At 62.9% G+C, this 21,335-nt stretch carries 17 protein-coding genes, 1 tRNA gene and 1 pseudogene; 11 read left to right on the top strand and 8 right to left on the bottom strand.

Features of this window, described 5'->3' with window-relative positions:
• Positions 1–5: 5 nt before the first annotated feature.
• The 4 genes from NKI24_RS26625 to NKI24_RS26610 all read right to left on the bottom strand — a co-directional run bounded on the left by NKI24_RS26625 (position 6) and on the right by NKI24_RS26610 (position 4,087).
• Positions 6–1,085 carry a LacI family DNA-binding transcriptional regulator gene (locus NKI24_RS26625; RefSeq protein WP_352451285.1) on the bottom strand — a complete coding sequence of 360 codons (1,080 nt, stop codon included), beginning with the start codon at positions 1,083–1,085 and terminating at the stop codon, positions 6–8.
• A 98-nt stretch (positions 1,086–1,183) separates the two neighbouring features.
• Complete coding sequence (locus NKI24_RS26620) at positions 1,184–2,134, bottom strand: dihydrodipicolinate synthase family protein (RefSeq protein ID WP_352749679.1); 951 nt, start codon at positions 2,132–2,134, stop codon at positions 1,184–1,186.
• Positions 2,124–3,119 (bottom strand): Gfo/Idh/MocA family protein, encoded by a 996-nt coding sequence (locus tag NKI24_RS26615; protein ID WP_352749677.1) that lies wholly within the window; start codon positions 3,117–3,119, stop codon positions 2,124–2,126. The genes NKI24_RS26620 and NKI24_RS26615 overlap by 11 nt, the downstream gene beginning before the upstream one ends.
• Positions 3,116–4,087, bottom strand: coding sequence for a Gfo/Idh/MocA family protein (locus NKI24_RS26610; RefSeq protein ID WP_352749674.1), 972 nt, complete (start codon positions 4,085–4,087; stop codon positions 3,116–3,118). Before NKI24_RS26610 ends, NKI24_RS26615 begins: the two co-directional genes overlap by 4 nt.
• Before the next feature lie 97 nt (positions 4,088–4,184).
• Here NKI24_RS26610 and NKI24_RS26605 point away from each other — a divergent pair, with 97 nt between their 5' ends.
• The 7 genes from NKI24_RS26605 to NKI24_RS26575 all read left to right on the top strand — a co-directional run bounded on the left by NKI24_RS26605 (position 4,185) and on the right by NKI24_RS26575 (position 11,338).
• A complete protein-coding gene (locus NKI24_RS26605; RefSeq protein WP_031212077.1) occupies positions 4,185–4,898 on the top strand; it encodes a FadR/GntR family transcriptional regulator in 714 nt (237 codons plus the stop codon).
• Positions 4,899–4,930: 32 nt separating this feature from the next.
• Positions 4,931–6,511, top strand: a complete 1,581-nt coding sequence (locus tag NKI24_RS26600) for an ABC transporter substrate-binding protein (protein ID WP_352749672.1) — start codon at positions 4,931–4,933, stop codon at positions 6,509–6,511.
• Positions 6,512–6,577: 66 nt separating this feature from the next.
• The gene (locus NKI24_RS26595; RefSeq protein WP_023678169.1) at positions 6,578–7,537 is read left to right on the top strand and encodes an ABC transporter permease; all 960 of its coding nucleotides are present in this window, start codon (positions 6,578–6,580) and stop codon (positions 7,535–7,537) included.
• The gene (locus tag NKI24_RS26590) at positions 7,537–8,427 is read left to right on the top strand and encodes an ABC transporter permease (protein ID WP_352749669.1); all 891 of its coding nucleotides are present in this window, start codon (positions 7,537–7,539) and stop codon (positions 8,425–8,427) included. Before NKI24_RS26595 ends, NKI24_RS26590 begins: the two co-directional genes overlap by 1 nt.
• Before the next feature lie 18 nt (positions 8,428–8,445).
• Positions 8,446–9,363, top strand: a complete 918-nt coding sequence (locus NKI24_RS26585; protein WP_352749666.1) for a dihydrodipicolinate synthase family protein — start codon at positions 8,446–8,448, stop codon at positions 9,361–9,363.
• Positions 9,360–10,370: an ABC transporter ATP-binding protein gene (locus tag NKI24_RS26580; protein ID WP_352749726.1), complete on the top strand. Its 1,011-nt coding sequence runs from the start codon at positions 9,360–9,362 to the stop codon at positions 10,368–10,370. Before NKI24_RS26585 ends, NKI24_RS26580 begins: the two co-directional genes overlap by 4 nt.
• Positions 10,370–11,338 (top strand): ABC transporter ATP-binding protein, encoded by a 969-nt coding sequence (locus NKI24_RS26575; RefSeq protein WP_352749663.1) that lies wholly within the window; start codon positions 10,370–10,372, stop codon positions 11,336–11,338. The genes NKI24_RS26580 and NKI24_RS26575 overlap by 1 nt, the downstream gene beginning before the upstream one ends.
• A 16-nt stretch (positions 11,339–11,354) precedes the next feature.
• Here the strand turns inward: NKI24_RS26575 and NKI24_RS26570 are convergent, their stop codons facing one another.
• The 3 genes and pseudogenes from NKI24_RS26570 to NKI24_RS26560 form a co-directional block, all read right to left on the bottom strand.
• The gene (locus NKI24_RS26570; RefSeq protein ID WP_352749660.1) at positions 11,355–12,068 is read right to left on the bottom strand and encodes a haloacid dehalogenase type II; all 714 of its coding nucleotides are present in this window, start codon (positions 12,066–12,068) and stop codon (positions 11,355–11,357) included.
• Positions 12,069–12,387: 319 nt separating this feature from the next.
• Positions 12,388–12,678, bottom strand: a pseudogene (locus NKI24_RS26565) (DUF167 family protein); the annotation flags it as partial.
• An 8-nt stretch (positions 12,679–12,686) separates the two neighbouring features.
• Positions 12,687–12,977, bottom strand: coding sequence for a YggT family protein (locus tag NKI24_RS26560; RefSeq protein ID WP_023678162.1), 291 nt, complete (start codon positions 12,975–12,977; stop codon positions 12,687–12,689).
• A gap of 164 nt (positions 12,978–13,141) precedes the next feature.
• Between NKI24_RS26560 and NKI24_RS26555 the strand changes: the two genes are divergently transcribed.
• From NKI24_RS26555 to NKI24_RS26540, 4 genes are all read left to right on the top strand, one after another.
• A tRNA-Ala gene (locus NKI24_RS26555) sits at positions 13,142–13,217 on the top strand.
• Positions 13,218–13,456: 239 nt separating this feature from the next.
• Positions 13,457–13,915 carry a hypothetical protein gene (locus tag NKI24_RS26550; protein WP_352742840.1) on the top strand — a complete coding sequence of 153 codons (459 nt, stop codon included), beginning with the start codon at positions 13,457–13,459 and terminating at the stop codon, positions 13,913–13,915.
• Between the two features lie 120 nt (positions 13,916–14,035).
• Positions 14,036–17,248, top strand: a complete 3,213-nt coding sequence (locus tag NKI24_RS26545; protein ID WP_352749657.1) for an AfsR/SARP family transcriptional regulator — start codon at positions 14,036–14,038, stop codon at positions 17,246–17,248.
• A 224-nt stretch (positions 17,249–17,472) separates the two neighbouring features.
• Positions 17,473–18,810, top strand: coding sequence for an LGFP repeat-containing protein (locus NKI24_RS26540; RefSeq protein ID WP_352749654.1), 1,338 nt, complete (start codon positions 17,473–17,475; stop codon positions 18,808–18,810).
• 383 nt (positions 18,811–19,193) lie between these two features.
• Here the strand turns inward: NKI24_RS26540 and NKI24_RS26535 are convergent, their stop codons facing one another.
• Entirely contained in the window at positions 19,194–21,248 is a 2,055-nt protein-coding gene (locus NKI24_RS26535) for a M3 family metallopeptidase (protein ID WP_352749723.1), read from the bottom strand.
• Positions 21,249–21,335 lie beyond the last annotated feature (87 nt).

The raw sequence follows: 21,335 nt of genomic DNA, 5'->3' as shown, positions 1-21,335 counted from the left end.
ATGGCCTAGGTTCCCACTCTCGTCAGCGATCGGTTTTCCGCCGAGGCGTTTCCAGTCAGTTTCCAATGTGCCTTACGAGGCGCGGCCACGGAGTGGCGCACGACAAGCTTCACCGCGACCGGCGCCGCATCAGGTATCTCGGCACCGTTGATGTGGTCGATCAGCAGGCCGACCGCCCGACGGCCGAATTCCTCCGCGGACTGACGGATGGCCGTCAGCGGCGGATCAAGCAGGTCGACATTGCGGATGTCGTCGAAACCGACCAGCGACAGATCGGCGGGCACACTGATGCCGAGCTTGCGGCAGCCTTGCAAAATCCCCAGCGCCAGCATGTCGGCAGAGGCGAAGATTGCGGTCGGTGGATTGTCGAGCGCAGCGAACCGCAGGATGGCGCGCAGGCCGGACTCTTCGTCATAGTCGCCGAAAAAGACGTGGTCTGGATCCAGCTTCACGCCTGTGCGCTCGAGGCATTCCTCGAAGGCTCCGAACCGCTCCTTGCTGCTGAGCAGCGCCGGCGGGCCGCCGACAAAGGCGATCGCGTTGTGGCCATTATCAAGAAGATGCTCGGTCGCCAGCCTGGCGCCGCGACGATTATCGGCAAACAGGCGCGGCGCAATGGCGCCGGGCACATCCTCGTCGACCAGGACGACGTTGCTGCAGGCATTGATCTTCTGGACCAGCGCGCCGTCGTCCGGGTGGTTGGTCATCAGCAGGATACCGTCGACCTGCGCGTCGTCGATGCGCGACAGGAAGCCCAGTTCCTTGGCGGCCATGTTGCGGCTGTTGAACATCACCAGGCTGTAGCCGAGCCGGCTTGCTTCTTCTTCCGCCGAACTCGCGATGGCGGCGAAAAATGGGTAGGAGATGTCGGAAACGATCAAGCCGATGGTTTCGCTGCGGCCCTTGCTGAGGCGCCGCGCGATGGCGTTGGGCCGATATTCCAGTTCCGCAACCGCTGCCCTGATGCGCTCGCTGGTTTCCGCCGGCAGCTTTATGCGGCCGTTCAGATGGCGCGACACGGTGGTGACCGAGACGCCAGCCGCATGCGCGACATTCCGGATCGTCGATGCGGTGGGTTTCTTCATGAGGCGACTGTGCTCAGCGTTCCCGATAGGCGAGGATTTCAGCACAGGAAATTGCGCTTGTAAACCGCTTTACTAAACCGGTTTCGTAAAATCGAACATTACCACCATTCGGGGAAGGTCGCGTAAGCGGCCTTGGCCAGCGTCGGGATCTCCTCGTCGGGAACCGAGTTGTAGGGCCAGAGCAATCGCGGGCCGAGCGGCGCCCAGCCGCCGGCCGCCGCCATCGCCTTGTCGAGTGCTGCATCGCTGACATCGTAACGGGTGCGAAACGGTAGGACATGTGCGGCGAGGAAGGCCTGTATGCGGGCCTCGACCTCGGCAGCGGCGGCCATGTCGGTGCGGATTATCTGCCACCACATCATCGCGCCCTTCGGGTTGAGGCAGGCAACGTTGGAATAGCTGCCATGGGCCCCTCCAGCATAGCCTGTTGCCAGCGTGTGGCCGGGGACGAAGACGGAAAATCCGTCCAGTTTGCGGCGCATGTCGGCATACCAGCCGGCGTCGCCGCCCGGCAGCTTGGCGCCGACCAGCGATGGCACGGCCGCACGCAGACTGGCGATGCCGTCGAGCGTCAGGTGGCGCTTGGCGTGCGGCGGATTGTAGAGCACCAGCGGCGTTTCAGGCGCGGCGTCGCAGAGGCCGCCGGCAAAGCGCATGACCTCGTCGTCGCTGGGCGGCCACCAGTCGGGCAGCGTGAACTGCACCGCTGCCGGGCGAAGTCCGGCTACCCGCGTCAGTCGCTCCAGCGCGACGCGCGGATTGGACTGGCTGATGCCGATCTGGAAAGGAAGGCGCGCGCGGCCGGCTATGGTTGCGACCAACTCACAAAGCCGGTCGAATTCGGGCTCGGTCTGGCAATGGAATTCGCAGGCGGTGCCATTGGAATAGACGCCATCGACGCCTGAGGCGCAGAGCCGGGCGATCGTCTCTTCCGTCGCCTGCCAGTCGATCGCTCCGCGATCGTCGATGGCCAGCATCACCGCGCCCCAGATGCCGCGCGGTGCGTGTGCGGGCAAGCGGGCCAGATGGTCGTCGAGGTCAGCGTCCACCGGCGATCTCGTGTTCGCGGCGGGTTTCGTTCGACGCGAGGGCAGCCTCGATAATGGCGATGATCTTGCGCGCATAGATGCCGTCGACCGGCACCGGCGTGTCATCGGCAATGGCATCGCGCATTGCGCTCCATTCGCGCACCAGCGCGTTATGCATCCAGTTCGGCTCAAAGGAACCGGGCAGCTCGGTCCAGACCGTATCGCGGCCAAGCATCGTGCCGCGGTCCATGTCGATGCGCAGCGTTCCCTGCTCGCAGATAAGGTCCATGGCGTAGGTCGTAGCGCCGGTGCGGTACCCGACGCTCTGCACCTGGCCGATGCCGCCGCCGGCGAAGCGCAGTCCGAGCAAGGCGGTATCGTCTGCTTCCTGGTCATGGAACTTGGCGCCGAGCATGCCGCTCACCGACACGACATCATCATCCATCAGCCAGACCAGGCGATCGACCGCGTGGATGCCGGCCGTCAACAGCATGCCGCCGCCGGTCGCCTTGCGCAGATGCCAGTCGCGGCGATTGTGCTCCATCCACAGCTTGATGATCCAGCTCGATCCGGCGAGAGGCCGGCCGAGCTCGCCTTCCTCCAGAATTTGCCTGGCCGCCATGCAGGGCAGGGCGAAATGCATGAGGTGGGCGACCATCAGCTTGACGCCACCCTTGGCCACGGCGGCGTTGATCGCATCGCAGGCAGCCACCGTCGGCGCCATCGGTTTTTCGAGCAGGATATGCTTGCCGGCCCTTGCCGCGCCGATGGCCATTTCGGCATGGAGATGGTGCGGGCTGGCAATGAGGACCGCATCGACCTCCTTGTCGTCCAGCAGCCTTCGCCAGTCCGCGTAGCCGCGGCCGCCATGTTCAGCGGTGAATTGCTGCAGTGCGTCGGCATTTCCTCGAGAGGCGGCGACGAGGCGAATGCCGCCAACCTCAGGGATTGCCCGCGCATGGGCTGCGCCGAAATCGCCGGCGCCGATAATTCCTATTCCAATCATGGTCCTGCCTTTTGATAAGCGGCGTCGATCAGCGACATCGCCGCAACATAATCTTCGATGGACACCGGCGGAGGCGCCTTTCTGGCCAGCCGGTCAAGCGTATCGCGCATGAACAGACGATAGCGCGTTGCCGGCAGTTCGACCGGCAAGTCGACGATTGCCGCGTCGTCGAGCGTTGCGCAGATAACATGGTCGCCATGATCGATGAGGGTGGCATTGGCACTGACGATACGCCACTCGAAGTCACCGCCGGGGCGCATCGAAGCAAAGGTGTAACCGGCCTCGACGATGAACAGCGCGCCGGCCTCGTCTTCCAGCACCAGAAGTGCGTGATCCTCGACCGGGCCGGGATGGATGCGGTTCGCGATCGAAACGCTTTTCAGGCCGAGCTTGCCGGTTGCGAGGCTGAGTGCCGCGTCGACGCCGTGTATGCCGAGATTCCTCAATGCACCCCCGCCACCAACCGCCGGGTCGAGCACCCAGGCGACACCGTCGGCGATGTAGCGTTGCGGCGGGCCGTTGACCAGCCGGAACTGGCAATGCGCCACGGGGCCGGCGCGACCTTGCCGGCGCAGCCGTTCAAGGCCGGCAACGGCCGGCCCGAAACGGTTGGGCAGGGGAACAGCGACAAAAGCCTGGTGCTGCCTGGCAAGGTCGCGCAGCGCCATCAGTTCCCTCGTATGGCTGGCCGCCGGCTTCTCCAGGATCAGCGGTATCCTTGCCGCGATGATCGCACGTGCCCGCGCCGGCACCATCGAAGGGTGCCCCATCAACAGGATCACATCCGGCGGGCTGGAGAGTATCTCCTTGAAATCTTCGATAAACGGCAGGTCGTGGTGCGCGGCGAACGCTTGCGCTTGGCCAGGATCCTCGTCCCAGATACCGGCGATCTCCGTGCCATAAAAGCGTGCGGCGTCGAGGTGTATTTCGGCGTGCCAGTGGCTCGAGCCGGCGAGGGTAATCTTCATACGGAGGCAGCAGGTTTGTTATGGGCTTGCAGGATATCCTACAAGTGCTTATACGACAAGCGGCGGGCAAGCTTCAGCGGATGATGAAAGCAGTGGGATGGCGGAACTGAAGTCGATCGAACCGTTGAGCAGACCACCGCTGCTTCACGTCACCGTGCAGGAAAGCCTCAGGGCCTATATCGAAAGCAACCAGCTCAAGGCAGGCGATCCCCTGCCGCCGGAGACGTTCCTGGCGCAGCGGCTCGGCGTCGGCCGCAACTCCGTGCGCGAAGCCATCAAGGCGCTGGAATCGATCGGCATCCTGGAGACGCGACGCGGCATCGGCGTGTTCGTCAAGGAGTTCTCGTTCAAGCCGCTGCTGGATAACCTGGCCTACGGTTTGCAGGATTCGCTGCGCGATGTCGAAGAGCTGCGCGAAATCCGTCGCGTGCTGGAAACCGGCCTCATCGCCAAGACGATCGAGATGATCAGTGCCGAGGACATCGAGGCGCTGCGCCAGTTGACCGAGCGCATGCGGCAACGTGCCGAGCGCCATGAGAGCTTCGCCGAAGAGGACCAGCAATTCCATCAGCTGCTGTTCCGCTGCCAGAACAATCACATGCTGAGCGCGCTGATCGACATCTTCTGGACGGCGTTCAACAAGGCCTCGAATTTCACCAATCTCGATAATCCGACGCCGCTGGCGACATGGCGCGACCATCATGAGATCGTCGAGGCTGTCGCGGCCAAGGACGTCGACCAGGCGCGTCGGCGGCTCGACGACCATTACCGGGGGATCCAGCAGGTTATCGCAAAAAACCGAACAAGCTGAAGAACAACCTGACTATGCCAAGGGAGGAAACCATGCGTATCAGGACCATCGCATTCTCAGTCGCCGGGCTGCTGCTCGCCAGCATTGCCCCATTGACCAGTGTCCAGGCACAAAGCGCCAAGACCATTGCGGGCGGCTTCGACGTCGGTCCCGGCGGTTTTCCCAAGAACTTCAACCCGCTGGTGGCGACCGGCGGCTACACCTGGCTCAGCACCTATTTTGAACCGCTGGTCATCTACAATGCCGGGCTGGCCGATATCGAAGGCGACCTCGCCAAGGACTACAAGATCAGCGACGACCAGCTGAGCTATACGTTCAACCTGGTCAACGAGACCTGGCATGACGGCAAGCCGTTCACCTCGAAGGACGTCAAGTTCACCCTCGAGCTTGCCAAGAACAAGGCCTCCGGCAGCCTGTTTGCCGCCCGCCTCGCCAACATCGCCTCGGTCGATGCCCCGGATGACCACACCGCAGTGGTGAAGCTATCGAAACCGAACGGCTCGTTTCTATCCATCCTCTCGCAGCTGATGATCCTGCCGGAGCATGCCCTGGCCGCTCTGCCGCCGGAATCGCTGGCGACAAGCACCTGGTGGTCGACCACTCCGGTCGGCACCGGCCCGTTCAAGTTCAAACGATACGTGAGCGACCAATATGTCGAACTGGCAGCCGATGACGATTATCGCGGCGGCAAGCCGAAGGTAGACGTGCTCATCAACCGCTATTTCGAGTCGCCGGCGGCGGCCGTTGCCGCGCTCCGTGCCGGCGAAATCCAGTTCACTTATGTCGAGCCCGACGATGCGGCATCGTTCAAGAGCGACAGCAATTTCAAGGTGATCGAAGGTGCCTCGTACGTGGTCAACTATATCGGCCTGAACCAGAAGGTCGACCTGTTTAGGGATATCCGTGTCCGCCAGGCGATCATGTACGCGATCGATCGCAACGCCATCATCGACAGCCTCTACGGCGGTGCCGCCGAGCCAGCGAATTGCGGCTATGTCGCGCCGCATCTCGTTCCCGCAGGCCTCGAACCCTATGCCTACGATCCGGCAAAGGCCAAGGCGCTGCTGAGCGAGGCCGGCTGGGACAAGATCAACGGCGACAAGCCGATCACCTTGCTGACCTATTACGGCTCGCCGCAAGCGGCCAATGTGATGGCCGCTGTCCAGTCGATGCTGGCCGAGGTCGGCATCAATGTGGTGCCGCGGGTCGTCGATACGCCGACCTACAACGGCATCGTCTACAAGCAAGGCACGCCGGACTGGAACGCCTTTCCGATGGTCTATGCCGGCCTGCAGAACGGCCCCAACCCGGCCGGCCTCAATCCCGGCCTCAACAAGTCGCAGATCCCGCCGGCAGGCTTCAACACCATGCGCATCGAGTTCGACGATCTGAGCACCGCATTGGACGCCGCGCTAGGCCAAACCGATCCGGCCAAGCTCGATCAATCCTGGCAGGGGGTCTGCAAGGTCATGAACAAGGAGCTACCCTGGGCGACGTTGTGGGTGGCCAACCGCTATGGCGTAGCCTCCAACAAGCTGCATGACTTCGTCTGGACGCCGGCGCCGGGCGGCGGCCCCTACGCAGCTCACCCCGAGCGCTGGGACATCCAGTAAGAAGCCCGCAACCAAGCGAGCAGGCGGGACCACTTTGGCGCCGCCTGCCACCGCCACGGAAAGCCCATGTTGAGCTTCATCGCCCGCCGCAGCGCCACAGGATTGCTGATGCTGGTCGCGCTCAGCGTCCTCATCTTCATCCTGTTGCGGCTGGCGCCGGGCGATCCGATCGACGCCTATATCAACCCATCGGTCCCCATGTCGGCTTCCGACCTCGAGGGCCTGCGCGAACGGCTCGGGCTCGATCGGCCGCTTCCCGTGCAGTATCTCGCCTGGCTGCGCGCGGCGCTGAGCGGTGACTTCGGCTATTCGATCCAGCGCAGCGGCGTTGCCGTGCTGCCACTGGTCATGGAACGCATCGGCCCGACGGCGCTGCTGATGGGTACGGGCCTGGCGATCGCCATCGTGCTCGGCATTTCCGCCGGCATTTTCAGCGCGGTGCGCCGTAACGAACCATCCGACATCGCGCTGTCGGTGCTGTCGTTTATCGGTATCTCCAGCCCGGCTTTTCTGACAGCGCTGCTCGGTCTCTATTTCTTCTCGGTGCTGCTGCGCTGGGCGCCGTCCGGCGGCATGCAGACCGCCGGTGCGCCGTTCTCGGCGACGGATGTGCTTGCGCACCTCGTCCTGCCCGCCTGCCTGCTGTCCGTCGGCCATGCCGCGCTGATCATGCGTTACATGCGCGCCTCGCTGCTGGAAGTGCTCAACCAGGATTACGTGCGGACGGCGCGTGCCAAGGGCGTGCGCGAGTTCTGGGTTATCATCAAGCACGCGACCCGCAACGCGCTCTTGCCGGTCATCACGCTAATCGGCTCGACTGTCGGCATCGCCATCGGCGGCGCTATCTTCCTGGAAAGCGTGTTCAACTGGCCGGGCATGGGACTGCTTCTGGTCAATGCCGTTGGCACCCGCGACTACCCGGTGATCATGGGCGCCACGCTGGTGATCGGCGTTTGCGTCATCCTGGTCAACCTGTTGACCGACGTCGTCTATGCCGTCGTCGACCCGCGCATTCAGGTGGCGTGATGGTAATCACTGCGCCGGATACGACAGCCGTGCCGCAAACCAAAGGCCCGCTTCGCCGCGCGCTCGACCGCTTTTTCGAAAACCGCGCGGCGCGTGCCGGGCTTTTGATCGTCATCCCGATCCTGCTGGCGGTTTCGACGTATCCTTTGTGGTGGCCGTTCGGTCCTAACACCATCGACCTCCGAGCAATGAACAAGGCGCCGTCGGCCATTCATTGGCTGGGCAGCGACGGCGTCGGGCGCGACGTCATGGCCCGGTTGCTGCAAGGCGGGCGAATCTCATTGCTGGTTGCCGTCAGCTCGGTCGCCATCTCCACCGTCATCGGCTTCCTGGTCGGTGCCGTCGCCAGCTTTGGCGGGCGCCTCGTCGACGGCACGGTGATGCGCCTGGTCGATCTGGCGATGACGCTGCCGCCGGTGATCTTCCTGCTGGTGCTGGCTTCGATTGCCGGCACCGGCATCGCCCCGACCATACTGGTGATCTCGCTGCTCTCCTGGCCGGTGCTGTCGCGCATGGTGCGCGCCCGGCTGCTCGAACTGCGCGAGCGCGATTTCGTCGTTGCCGCCCGCGGCATGGGCGCGGGGCTGCCGCATCTGCTGTTCCGGCATGGCCTGCGCAATTGCATCGATATCCTGGTCGTTTACGCCACCTTGCAGATCGCCAACGCCATCCTGCTCGAGGCCGGCCTGTCCTTCCTCGGCCTCGGCATCGCACCGCCAGAAGCCAGCTGGGGCAACATGCTCAATCTCGCCCGCTCCACCGTCGTGCTTGAAAATTACCCCTGGCAATGGATGTTCCCGGGCGCCGCACTGGTGCTCACCGTGCTCGCCATCAACTTCATCGGTGACGGCCTGCGCGACGCATTCGACCCCCGCTCCGATCTCAACTGACCTCAAAGGTTTATCAAAATGCCCCTGTTTACCGGCGTCGTGCCACCTGTCGTCACCCCGCTCAATGCCGATTTCAGCATCGACTTCCCGTCGTTCACCCGCACTATCGAGAACCTGCTCGACGGTGGTGTTCACGGGCTGTTCGTGCTCGGCTCGACCAGCGAGGTGGTCTTCCACGACGAGGCGGGCCGCAGGGCCATCCTCGAGCACGCGGTCAAGGTCAATAACGGCCGGGTTCCGATCTTCGCTGGGGTAATCGACCCGACTACCGACCGCGTCATCAACCACGCCCGGATCGCCAGATCGGCCGGCGCCGACGCCATCGTCGTCACCGCGCCGTTTTATACCCGCACCAGCCAGCCGGAGATCGGCGACCACTTCCGCTATATCAAGGATGCGATCGACATTCCGGTCATCGCCTACGACATCCCGGTCTGCGTCCATGTCAAGCTGGAGCGCAAGACCACGGTCGGCCTCGCCAGGGAAGGCGCCATCGCGGGCATCAAGGATTCCAGCGGCGATGACGGCAATCTGCGTTACGTGCTCAAGGACATGGCCGACGACCCCGGCTTCTTCGGCATGACCGGCTCCGAGATCCTGGTCGACAGCGTGCTGGCGATGGGTGCGCATGGCGTCGTGCCGGGCCTCGCCAATGTCGACCCGCATGGTTATGTCAGGCTGTGGAAGCTGACGCAGGCGGGCCAGCATGCCGAAGCCCGCCTGGAGCAGGAGCGATTGTTGAAACTGTTCGAGATCGTCTGGATCTCGCTCGGCAGGACCAGCGCCGGCTCGGCCGGCGTCGGCGCCTTCAAGGCGGCGATGAAGAGCCTCGGCATCATCGCCTCGAACACCATGGCGCGGCCGCAACGCAGCCTGAACGAGGAAGAAACCGCGAAGGTCGACATGATCCTTCGCGACGTGGGGCTGCTCCGCTGAGTGTCGCGCCGATCCTCTCGATTTCCGGCCTGCGCGCGGTGTTCCGCATCGCGGGGCGCGACATCGCGGCGGTAACGGATGTCGACCTGACGATCGGCTCCGGCGAGACGGTGGCGCTCGTCGGCGAATCCGGATCCGGCAAATCCGTCACCAGCCTGTCGATCATCGGCCTGTTGCCGAAAAGGGTCGGACATATCGCCGAGGGGTCGATTGCGCTGCGGCGCAAGAACGGCACGGTCACCGAATTGACCAGCCTCGATGCCGAGTCGCTGCGCAAGATACGCGGCAACGAGATCGGCATGGTGTTCCAGGAGCCGATGACCAGCCTCAACCCGGTCTACACGATCGGCGAGCAGATCGCCGAACCGATCCGCATCCATCTCGGCAAATCGCACCGCGAGGCAGAAGCAGACGCGGTGCGGCTGCTGGAACAGGTCGGCATTCCCGATCCGAAGCAGCGGGCGCGGCAATATCCACACGAACTTTCGGGCGGGATGCGCCAGCGTGCCACCATAGCCATGGCCCTGTCCTGCGATCCAGGCTTGCTGATCGCCGACGAGCCGACGACCGCGCTGGACGTCACCATACAGGCCCAGATCCTCGATCTTTTGGCCGAACTGCAGGCGCAGCGCGGCATGGGCATCCTGTTCGTCACCCACAATCTCGGCGTCGTCGCCGAAATCGCCGACCGGGTGGCGGTGATGTATGCCGGGCGTATCGTCGAAACTGGTCCGGTGAGCGAAGTGTTCACCCGTCCGCGTCATCCCTATACGGCAGGGTTGATGCGCTCGGTGCCGAGGCTCGGCCAGGCCACGGCGCTGAAGGCGGCGGGAACGCCGCTGCCGACCATTGCCGGAAATGTTCCGTCGCTCGCCTTGCTACCCAAGGGCTGTTCCTTCGCGCCGCGTTGCCCGATGGCTATCGCTGCCTGCCGCGCCGCGGTCCCTCCATTGTTTGGGGCGACGCCGACCCAGCAAAGCCGCTGCCTGCGCTGGGAGGAGCTCTGATGGCCGACGCCCCTTTCCTCGCTGTCAAAAACCTGACCAAGCATTTTGCGCCGACAGCGTTCTCGCGCGGACCCGTCGTAAGGGCGTTGGAGGATATTTCCTTCGATATCAGGCGTGGCCAGGTGGTCGGCCTGGTCGGCGAATCCGGGTCCGGCAAGACGACGATCGGCCGCTCGGTGCTGCGTCTGATCGAGCCGACATCCGGCCAAATCAACTATGACGGCACCGACATCACCAGGCTGGGTGCCGCCCAGTTGCGCCGCCAGCGCCGCAAGATGCAGTATATTTTCCAGGATCCCTTCGCCAGCCTGTCGCCGCGCATGACGATAGGGCAGATCCTCACCGAAGGCCTGGACATTCAAGGCATCGGCAAGAAGTCCGAGCGGCGGGCGAAGGCCGAGAAGGCACTTGCCGCGGTCGAGTTGCCGGTCGACGCCTATGACCGCTACGCCCATGAATTTTCGGGCGGCCAGCGCCAGCGCATCGGCATCGCCCGGGCGCTGACGCTCGAGCCGGAATTCATCGTTGCCGACGAGCCGGTCTCGGCACTCGACGTCTCGATCCAGGCGCAAATCATCAATCTGTTGCGCGACCTGCAGCTCCGGCTCGGCCTGACTATGCTGTTCATTTCGCACGATCTGGCTGTCGTCGAGTACATCTGCGACACGGTCATCGTGCTCTATCTCGGGCGCATCATGGAGGTTGCGCCGGCGGCCGAGCTTTATGCCCGGCCGCAGCATCCCTACACACGCGCGCTGCTGTCAGCCATTCCATCGCTCGATCCGCTGGCCAGGCAAGGCCGGCAGGTGCTCAAGGGCGATATTCCAAGCCCGGCAAACCCGCCGTCGGGCTGCGTTTTCCGAACCCGTTGCCCGTTTGCGCTGGAGGCTTGCGCCGGGGCTGTGCCGCCGCTGAGGGCGACAGCCGAGGGCCATCTGAAGGCCTGCATCCGCGACGACATCGCTTAGGTTTTTTGCCCTCGGCCTACGGGAGAACTTGGGCGAGATGGACAAGGTCGTCGGCCACAAAGTCCCAGCTCTCAAGAGGCGAGAGATCGGTCGTCTGCGCCGGGCCATGCTCTTTTGGCCGAGCAACAAAGGCGGTTCCGATACCGCATTTTCGTGCCGCAGCCAGGTCGTCATTATGCGCGGCGACTAACACGGCCTCCGCAGGTCGCACCTCCAGGATCTCCAATGCGCGGAGATAAGCCTGCGGCGCAGGCTTGTAGGTGCCGAACACATCCGAGCCAAGGACGGTGTCCCAAGGCAGGCCGGCGCGCTTGGCCATATCCAGCAACAGCCGGGTATTGGCTCCTGACAAAGGCACGATGATGAAGCGTTCCTTTAGCCTCGCAAGGCCTTTCAGCGAATCGGGCCACGGCTCCAGCCGGTGCCAGGCGAGGTTGAGTTCCTCAAGTTCGGCGGTCGGCAGCTCGGACGGGGCCAGCCCGAACTGGACGAGGGTGGCGTCCAGACTCTCCCTGTTGATCACGTCAAGTGAAACGAAAGGCCGGTGCCCCGTCCGCACCGCCTCGGTCGAGGCGTCATAGCGCGACGCCCACGCATCGGCGAATTCACCGGGATCGACCTGCTGTACACCATTTCGCGCGAGGAAGGCGCCGGCCTCCCTTGCGATACCGCTGCGCCAATCAACGACGGTTCCCAGAACATCGAAGAATAGGACTCGAGTGGCGGTCATAATTGAGCTTTCCGGTCGGGTTGCGGTGGGTGTCCTGCCGCATCAGTCGCGATAGGACGGATCGACGTCGTCGAGCTGCTGATCAGATAGTCGAAATGTTTAAAAGCCTGATCGCGAAGGTGGTTCCCCCGGGCTCATTGAAACGTCGTCGACACCAACCCATATGCAATGCGCGTCGGATGTTTCCTCCCATTCGTCCGGCGCGTTCCCCTCTGAAGGTTTTCGACCTTCACATCTGGCCGGGCTTTGCAGCCCGGCCTTTTTTTGCGGGGTAAGTGAGCGAGCCGAGATCATGGCGCAGGGGTGCCCAGCGTATCGATGCGTTCGCCAGCGCCGCGGGATCGCCAAGCACGCGCAGCGTCTTCAGCCGAGCTGTGCCGCCGGCGGCGATCGAGACGGCCGATGCCGGCACGCCAAGCGCCTTAGCTACCAGCCTTTCCAGCGCTCGATTGGCGGCTCCGTTTTCCGGCACGGCGCGGACGCGGGCTTTTAGATAGCTTCGCCCATCCACCGATGTTTCGATGCCGTCCAGCCTGTCCATCGCCGCTTTCGGCGTCAGCCGGACGAACAGGTCGATGCCGTCGGCGCGCGTGCGAAACGGCGCGCTCATCGACGCCCTCAGACGACCAGCGAAAGTACGGTGGTGAGCAGGAACTGCCGGATGAAGAACAGGATCAGCAGCAGGATGATCGGCGAGATGTCGATGCCGCCGAGGTCGGGCATGAAGCGGCGGATCGGCCGAAGCGCCGGCTCGGTCAGCCGGTAGAGCATGTTGCTGATGGTGTCGACGAACTGGTTGCGGGAGTTGACGACGTTGAAGGCGTAGAGCCAGGAAAATATCGCCGAGGCGATGATGATCCACCAGTAAAGGTCAAGCGCCATGACAATGGTCTGAATGAGGGCGATCATGCCGGTCTCCGATTGCTGCCGACATGTAGCCACTGTAGGTGAAAGCGGCAAGAGCCGTCTTCCGCCACATCGCGAAGCCGGACGAACGGCCGAACGGCATTTCGGCAGCAAGCGCAGCCTTGACAGGAAACCGCAGCGGCCGATAAAAGCCCCATCCGCTGGACGGGGCTGTAGCTCAGCTGGGAGAGCGCGTCGTTCGCAATGACGAGGTCAGGAGTTCGATCCTCCTCAGCTCCACCAGCGGATTTTTAGAATCCCTTGCCTGGTTGCATGCCGAAGACCCGCTTGGAGTCCATGGCTATCCTCAGCTGAAGCAACCGAATGCATCGCGGGCCTCTGCCGGCTTGGCACTATCGTTGCCGGGTGGATTCACATCGGCGACGTAAAGGCCTTCTACACCAGTAGCGTATGCGGCCTATTGCTACTGCGCCTCGTCCTTGCCAGACTTGGCCCGTCTTCAAAACCGAGGGGAATTCACCATGACCAGCACGACAAGGCGTGATTTTGTAGGTCTTACAGGAATGGCAGCGACTGCCCTGGCCGGTGCTGTTGCAACACGAGCTACCGCTGCGGAAAGCGACGTATCGCCATCGTTCGATGAGATTCTTCAAGAGTACAATCAAAACAACACAGAAAGGACTAGATCAAAGCTGGCGATCTATGTGGTGCTTTCTCATCTGCACGCCAGTCTCGAGGACGAATTTAGCGACCTTGGGCTAGAGCTGCCTTTAGGGAAAAAAGCGTTGCCATCGAACCTGCCGGCCAATTTCGCGGACGCGCAGGTTGCACCCCTTCCTTGGCTCTTCAAGCCCTCGGAAGTTACCGACCACGAACGAAACGGCTATGCGACGATTGCAATGCGAATGAACGCAGTGATGGCAAGACACACCGCCGACGTGAGTGTCGGGGTTTCGCATATCATGTCGCACAAGGGATAACCGCGACCTTGCCGGCGAGCACGGCACGTCAGGCGAGCACAACGCCGGCCGGCGATTTGTTGTTGCGGGCGAACCGATTGCCTGTTTTCGCGAGGCGACTGCGCTGCGAGAGTCCTCACAATGGATAAATCCCTCCGGGACGCGCCGCGCGAGATAGCAAAGCTCTCGGCACCCCGGCCAGTGGGAATTGTCAGCCGTCCGCGCGTAGTGGCGCTGCTGTCGCAGGCCCTCGACAGCGGTGCATGCTGGCTGGCTGCGCCTGGTGGATACGGCAAGACCACCGCGGTGATCGACTTTCTGGAACACAGCGGGCCGGAACAAGGCGGCCTGAAGCAGGGCGAATCGGCGTACAACTGGTATCGGGTCGACACCGAGGACCAGGACGTTGCGCGCCTTTTCCACTATCTGACGCTGTCGCTCGACGGCAGGCATGCCGGCATGCCGGTGTTTGGTCCGGAATATGCCGACAATTCCGACGATTTCGCGCGGCTGTTCTTCCGCACCTATTTCTCGCGGCTTGATCCGGGCACGATCCTGGTCCTCGACGATCTGCATCGTGCCGATGCGCCAGGCTTTCGCCGGACGCTGGCGATCCTGTTGCGCGAACGCCCCAACACCGTCCGCTGCATCTGCACATCGCGGATGCTGCCCGAGGGCGATGTCACCGACCTCGTGCTGTCGGGACAGTTGCCGGTCCTCAACCAAACACTGCTGGAGTTTTCGCCTGCGGAGGCTCGCAACCTCATCACCGCCCGCTCGCAATCGCCGTCCGAGGTCGGCGACATTTCGGAGGCGCGCGGCTGGGCGGTGGGCCTTCTCCTGCTGGCCAACGCCGGAATGTACTACCCGCTTTCGCAGACCGGCCTTGCCGGAGGCGCCGGCCTTCGGGAGATTGTCGGACGTTATTTCCTGCGCGACATCGCGCCGGAGGACCAGGATCTGCTTATCAGGCTCAACGTTCTGCCGGAGATCAGCACGGAGCTTGCCGATGCGTTCCTGGGCTCGCCGCAGGCTGCTCGCCTGCTGGTGCGGCTGCAGCATCGCCAGCTGCTGATCACGCGCGACGGTCCGGGCGGCGCCGCCTTCCAGCTGCATGACTTGTTGCGCGAATACCTTGCCGGCCTACTGGACCGGCGCGTGACGGAAGCGGACCGTTCCAGGCTGCGCGAGCAGGCAGCAAAGGTCCTGCACGAGGCAGACAAAACCGACGCGGCAATCGTGCTGGCGTTGCAGGCGGGCGCCTGGCCGCTGGCACGCCAGCTCATTCTGGAGTGCGCTAACGGCGTTCTCTCGCAAGGGCGCAGGGCCAGCTTCGTCGAATGGTGCAATAGGCTGCCCCCCGACCAGATGGACGGGTGGGTCCATTATTGGCTGGGCGTCGCCTTCGCATCGGACGATGCGAAGGCCGAACCGCACTTCTCCAAGGCATGGCAAGCATTCGAGAACACCGACATGCGCGGCCAATGCCTGACGGTCGCGCGGGCGGTCGTAGTCAAGACTGCCAGCTGGCGTACGCATGAGGGGCTGGCGGATTGGACGCGCCGAGCCTCACAGGTTCTTGCCAGGGGATTGCCGGAGTTGGATCCGGAGGAACTCATGATGGTCAGGCTCGGCATCCTGCGGGCCGTCGATTTCGCCGAACCTGGCGAATTCGACGTCCATGACGCGAAGCGCCTCGTGAATGATATCCAGCAGCGCCTGACACATCTGCCGATCGAGGATTCGGTCGAGTTGCGCCTGCTGGCAAGCGAAGCGCTCATCGACTACGCGACCTCGTCGGGGCAGCGCGACATTTTTGCCAATGCCGTGGACAGCGTTGCCGCCGATCTCGAACATCCGGATATCCCGCCGCTGGTGCTCGGCATGTGGCTGGTGTCCTTTGGCTCGGCCAGCGGCCGTTACTTCCCCTATTCGCGGCGCGGTTTTGTCTATGCCTCGGCCGAGGATGCGTTGCGACGCGCAACGGCGATAGGCGAGCGGCACGCCTTACGGGGCGTCGAGTTCAGCGCCCTCTATCAGCTTCAATTGCTGATGAAGCTTCACAACAGGTTCTCGGAATTCAATGCGCTCGTCTCCCGGCTGGACGAGATCGCGGACAGCAGGTTCACAACCCAGGTCGCTGTAGTCGCCGACTGCCACGCGGCGATGCACACGCGCAACGGCGACTTCGTCAAGGCTTATCTCGACTGCGATGCCTTCATGGATGCGATCGAGCGGGCGAATGAGCCGATGATCGAACGCTGGCCGCATTACGTCACCAAATACCAGGTCCTGCTGGCCGATCGGCGTCCAGCGGAGGCCATTGCGCTACTCCAGGAGATCGTCGAAAGGCTGAGCGGCGGCCCTCGCCAGCGCGTCGAACTCAACATTCTGGCCGCTCAGGCCCTGGAGCAGAAGTGGAACGGCGGCGCGTCCTATGGCAGTCGTCTGGCTGAATTCATGGAGGCGTTGCGCCAGGTCAACCCCTCCGCAATCCTGCTCAACCTGCCGGACCTATTGGCCGATCTTGTCGCCGATGCGCTGGAGCGAAAGATCGACGTCGATCTCTGCCGCCGTGTCGTTCGGGCGCGATATCTGGTCCCGCCCGCTGGCCGACCCGCCCAGTGGCGTTGGCCGCTCAGGATCCACTTGATGGGAGGCTTCCGCCTCGAAATCGATGGTGCCGAGGTCGCGCCCGGTGCCAAACCTACCCGCGCGCTCGACATATTGCGCATTATCTGCCTGTCGAGGGACCAGGTCTGTTCGGTGGAAACCCTGCAGGATTGGCTCTGGCCCGACCTCGACGGCGACCAGGCCAAAGCGGCCTTGGAGCAGGCGCTGCATCGTCTGCGCAAATTGCTCGGGCAAGGCGAACTCGTAACGCTGAGAGAAGGCCGTTTGCGGCTCGCTGCCGACAAGGTCTGGATCGATCTGCAGGATTGGGAAGACCGGCTGAAACCCGTTCTGTCGGGCCAAAGAGACTGCGCAATCGAGGAGCAGGAGATGCTGCTGGAAGGCTTTGTCGGCCCGCTTTTCTCGAATGCCCCGATGCCCGCCTGGTCGAATGCCGCGGCCGACCGGGTGCGGGATGGGTTTGTGGAGCTTGCCGTGCGGATCGCCAAACACTGGCAGAGTCAAGGCAATGCGGATCGGGCACGCCAGGCGTGCCGGCGTGCGCTCGATTTCTACCCGGAATCGGCCAAACTCCATGGCACGCTCATCCAGGAGAGCCTCTCCAGGAACGATCATGCCGGCGCCATCGAGGATTACCGGCGCTATGAACGCGCGCTCGCTTCGACCGGCGATGACGAGCCCTCGCCTTTGCTGCGTTCGCTCGTGCGCCCGTTTCTCTAGACCGGTTCATCGTTTCACGGAAACGCCGAACCGCTCTATCTCTTTATTTTTGCGCAATTCCGGACGGAAAACCGTTCCACACTTTTCCTGGAATTACTCTGGCGCAGCTCGGAACTCTGTAAGCCGTCCGTAAGTCGCGGTCTGGGAACCTCGGCTCGTCGATCAAAACCGATCGCCGGAGGCCTGAAGCCCCCGATACCAACACTCACAGGAAGGAAAAGGTCATGCCGTATACTGCCAGAGCAACTTCGAGATTGCGTGCCGGCACCATCCGCGCTGGAGCCACAAGACTTTCCGACCAGCTCAGGATCGGGCCTTGGTCGCTCCTCTCGCCCGAAGCTGTCATACAGCAAAAGTACAACTCCCTTGGAGGCGCCGGCTTCGCCGAGATCGACAGGAAGGACACTGGAAAAGCCTGGTATCTCAAGAACGGCTCATGCATTTGTTACAACGATGCCATGCACGACGCCTTTGAGATCCATGGCGAAATCTACAGGAAGTGGATTGCGCTTGGCGGTCTCGCGTGGGGCATTCCCTGCACCGACGAAACCGGAACTCCCGACGGCGTCGGCCGATACAATCACTTCAACAACAATACCGCTTCGATCTACTGGACACCGAACACCGGTGCTCAAGCGATTTGGGGGGCAATTCGCGGCAAATGGGCAGCAATGGGCTGGGAGCGCTCGGTTCTCGGCTATCCGGTCACCGACGAAACCGGAACTCCCGACGGCGTCGGGCGCTACAACCATTTTGCCAATGCCGGCTCGATCTACTGGACACCGAACACAGGAGCCAACGTGGTGTACGGTGACATTCGAAAGAAGTGGGAAAGCTTGGGCTGGGAACAGTCATATCTGGGGTACCCAACGACCGACGAGACCGAATTTGCCGACGGTGGCCGTGCCAATCTGTTTGAAAACGGCGGCATATACTGGTGGCCCGACACCGGCGCGATCGACCTTCGAGACGTCGTCGTCCACTATACCGGCCTCCATTGCTTCGGCGAGACCGACTGGGATCAGGGATCGAGTGCGGACGAACCCTATGTCATCGTCAGCGTGACAACGCCGCAGATCGCCGACACCAGGCGCAGTCAGGTCTATGGCGACGTCGATGCCGGAGATACGAGACCCGACCTTATGGAAATCTATCGAGGCAAGCCCTACGGCATCAATATCGGCACGGTGCTGATGGAAAACGATTTTGGCGACCCCAACAAATACAAGGACGAGGTGCAGAAGATCGTCATGGGCGTCCATACGGCGGGCACGCTGGCTTTGGGCCTCATTCCGGTGGCAGGACCTATCATTGCCGCGATAGCCGGCCCCGCCCTGGGATCCTTGATGCCATCGATCGGCGGCGCCATTAGCGATCTCTTCGATTGGGGCGATGACAGGATCGGGAGCGCGACAGTGACCATCTCCGCAAAGCAGATGGTGTTGCTCGCGGCACGTACGAACAATACCACCTTCAGCGGGATTGGGTTCAAAGTGGAAACGCCCCTGATTTCCGGCGAGGGGGCTTCCTACAAAGCCTATTTTGGCTTTGTGCCTGCCTAGGCCAATCGCCTCGGCAAAAACCTTCGCCGAGACAATCAAACTTACCAGCCCCGCCTTCCATTGGCGGGGCTGCCACTTCGCGACTGAGAGTTTCCGTAGCGGTCGTCGCAAGGCGCGATCCAGATGCGGCAGCGGCCGATCAGCATAGCGGGCAAGCTGTCGTTGCCTGCCCCGCACAGCCCGTAGCACCGCCATGAACGCGGCTCCTTCGGCCGGAACGATGGAGACCGCATTAAGTGCAGTCACCTCAACGACGCGGCCGCAGCCAAAAAGGCCGAACGGGACCGGCGGAAACCGGATCAGGCGGTGCGTAACCCGACGCCATGACGGCGGCCGAGATCAATCAGGATGGAAAGAGAACCGGTGACAAGAGCGGGCATGCATCACACCAGCCCGCGCTTGGCCATCATCGCTTCCGGTGAAGGCATCTTGCCGCGGAAGGCGGTGTAGAGTTCTTCGGGGTCCTTCGAGCCGCCGGCGGCGTAGATATTCTTGCGCAGCCGCTCGGCCAGCGCCGGGTTGAAGGGATCGCCTGTTTCCTCGAAGGCGGCGAAAGCATCGGCGTCAAGCACTTCCGACCACATGTAGGAGTAATAGCCGGCAGAATAGCCATCGCCGGCAAAGATATGGCCGAAATGCGGGGTGCGGTGACGCATGGCGATGGTGTCGGGCATATTGAGCTTTTCGAGCGTTTCGGCTTCGAAACGAAGCGGCTGGTCCGGCGCATCCGGGCGGGCGTGATAGGCCATGTCGACCAACGCCGAGGCGGTGAACTCGACCGTGGCGAAACCGGCGCCGAAGGTGCGCGCCGCCAGCATTTTGTCGAGCAGCGCCTTTGGCATCGGCTTGCCGGTCTTGACATGCAGCGCATGTTTTTCCAGCACCGCCGGTACCGTCAGCCAGTGCTCGTAAAGCTGCGAAGGCAGTTCGACGAAATCGCGGCTGACCGAGGTGCCAGCGACCGACGGCCAAGTGACGTCGGTCAGCATGCCGTGCAGGGCATGACCGAATTCGTGGAACAGCGTCTTGGCTTCATCGACCGACAGCAAGGCGGCCTCGCCGGCCGGCGGCCTGGCGAAGTTCATGATGTTGTAGATGACCGGCTTCGAGCCAGGGCCAAGCCTATAACCAGATTTCAGCGCGCTCATCCAGGCGCCGGAGCGCTTCGAGGGCCGCGCGAAATAATCGGCGAGGAACAGGCCGCGCTCGCTGCCGTCGGCATTCTTCACCACGAAAACACGTGCGTCCGGATGCCAGGTGGCAATGCCCTTCTTTTCTTCGAAAGAAATGCCGAACAATCGTGTTGCCACGTCGAAACAGGCGTCGATGATGCGGTCGAGCTGCAGATACGGCTTCAGCTCGGCCTCGTCGAAGGCGAATTTCTCGGCGCGCAGCTTCTCCTGATAGAAGCGCCAGTCCCAGGCGGCGAATTTCTCGTTGCTGCCGGCCTCGGCCGCCAGCCGCTGCAATTCGGCCTGGTCGCCTGCGGCCTTTTCCACCGCCTTTTCCCAGACCGGATCGAGCAGCGTGTGCACCGCCTCCGGCGTCTTGGCCATGGTATCGTCGAGCTTCAATGCGGCGTAGGAAGGATAGCCGAGCAGCTTCGCCTTCTCGGCGCGCAGGCGCAGCATGTCGCGCACTACTTCCGTGTTGTCGGTGGCGCCGCCATTCTGACCACGCATGATGAAGGCGCGGAACGCCGTCTCGCGCAGATCGCGGCGTTCTGAGAAGGTCGAGAACGGCTCGTAGATCGAACGCGACAGAGTGACGGCGTAGCGGCCCTTCTGGCCGCGCATCTCGGCGGCTTCCGCCATCGAGCTTTTCAGGAATTCCGGCAGGCCGGCAAGGTCGGCCTCGTCGAGGAACAACGCCCAGTCGCGCTCGTCGGCAAGCACGTTCTGGCCGAAATTGGTGCCGAGCGAGGACAATTCCTCGTTGATCAAGGCCAGCCGCTTCTTGCCTTCGGCGTCGAGCCTGGCGCCGGAGCGGACGAAGTTTTTCCAGGTCTTTTCCAAGACCCGCAGCGTTTCGGCATCGAGCTTCAAAGCCTCGCGGCGCTGATAGAGATCGTCGATGCGGGCAAACAGTCGCTCATTCATCGAAATCGCCGAGAAGTGCCGCGACATCTTCGGCGAGATGTCGCGCTCCAGCGCCTGGATCGCCTCATTGGTGTGGGCGCCGGCGCGGCACCAGAAGATCGAGGAGACACGGTCGAGCGCCTCGCCGGCAAGCTCGAGCGAGGCAAGCGTGTTTTCGATCGTCGGCGTCCCGGTGTTGCCGGCAATCGCTCCGATCTCGGCCTCATGCGCCTTCAGGGCCGCGTCGAAGACCGGAGAAAAATCGCCGTCTCCGATGCGTGTGAAATCGGGCAGGCCGAGCGGCCCTTGCCATGCGGTCAGCGGATGGGCGGCGAGGTCGACGGTGGACGGCATGGGCAAACTTTCGCTGAGTGGCGGGAGAAGATGGATCGCCACCGATGTAAGGCGCCGGCCGGTTGCGCGCAACAGCGGGTCCCGTTCATGGTT

Origin of the sequence: Mesorhizobium sp. M0701, assembly GCF_040320365.1 — a bacterium.
In the GTDB taxonomy this organism is placed as follows: Bacteria; Pseudomonadota; Alphaproteobacteria; order Rhizobiales; family Rhizobiaceae; genus Mesorhizobium.
The sequence above is the reverse complement of the archived record's forward strand: the minus strand, read 5'-3'. Positions and strand labels throughout refer to the sequence as shown.

What these genes read in the sequence shown, in the direction of transcription:
- NKI24_RS26540 (WP_352749654.1), top strand. Translation starts at nt 17,473, where the DNA reads ATGCCGTATACTGCCAGAGCAACTTCGAGATTGCGTGCCGGCACCATC.
- NKI24_RS26600 (WP_352749672.1), top strand. Translation starts at nt 4,931, where the DNA reads ATGCGTATCAGGACCATCGCATTCTCAGTCGCCGGGCTGCTGCTCGCC.
- NKI24_RS26610 (WP_352749674.1), bottom strand. Translation starts at nt 4,087, where the DNA reads ATGAAGATTACCCTCGCCGGCTCGAGCCACTGGCACGCCGAAATACAC.
- NKI24_RS26605 (WP_031212077.1), top strand. Translation starts at nt 4,185, where the DNA reads ATGGCGGAACTGAAGTCGATCGAACCGTTGAGCAGACCACCGCTGCTT.
- NKI24_RS26625 (WP_352451285.1), bottom strand. Translation starts at nt 1,085, where the DNA reads ATGAAGAAACCCACCGCATCGACGATCCGGAATGTCGCGCATGCGGCT.
- NKI24_RS26590 (WP_352749669.1), top strand. Translation starts at nt 7,537, where the DNA reads ATGGTAATCACTGCGCCGGATACGACAGCCGTGCCGCAAACCAAAGGC.
- NKI24_RS26585 (WP_352749666.1), top strand. Translation starts at nt 8,446, where the DNA reads ATGCCCCTGTTTACCGGCGTCGTGCCACCTGTCGTCACCCCGCTCAAT.
- NKI24_RS26575 (WP_352749663.1), top strand. Translation starts at nt 10,370, where the DNA reads ATGGCCGACGCCCCTTTCCTCGCTGTCAAAAACCTGACCAAGCATTTT.
- NKI24_RS26560 (WP_023678162.1), bottom strand. Translation starts at nt 12,977, where the DNA reads ATGATCGCCCTCATTCAGACCATTGTCATGGCGCTTGACCTTTACTGG.
- NKI24_RS26615 (WP_352749677.1), bottom strand. Translation starts at nt 3,119, where the DNA reads ATGATTGGAATAGGAATTATCGGCGCCGGCGATTTCGGCGCAGCCCAT.
- NKI24_RS26570 (WP_352749660.1), bottom strand. Translation starts at nt 12,068, where the DNA reads ATGACCGCCACTCGAGTCCTATTCTTCGATGTTCTGGGAACCGTCGTT.
- NKI24_RS26545 (WP_352749657.1), top strand. Translation starts at nt 14,036, where the DNA reads ATGGATAAATCCCTCCGGGACGCGCCGCGCGAGATAGCAAAGCTCTCG.
- NKI24_RS26595 (WP_023678169.1), top strand. Translation starts at nt 6,578, where the DNA reads ATGTTGAGCTTCATCGCCCGCCGCAGCGCCACAGGATTGCTGATGCTG.
- NKI24_RS26550 (WP_352742840.1), top strand. Translation starts at nt 13,457, where the DNA reads ATGACCAGCACGACAAGGCGTGATTTTGTAGGTCTTACAGGAATGGCA.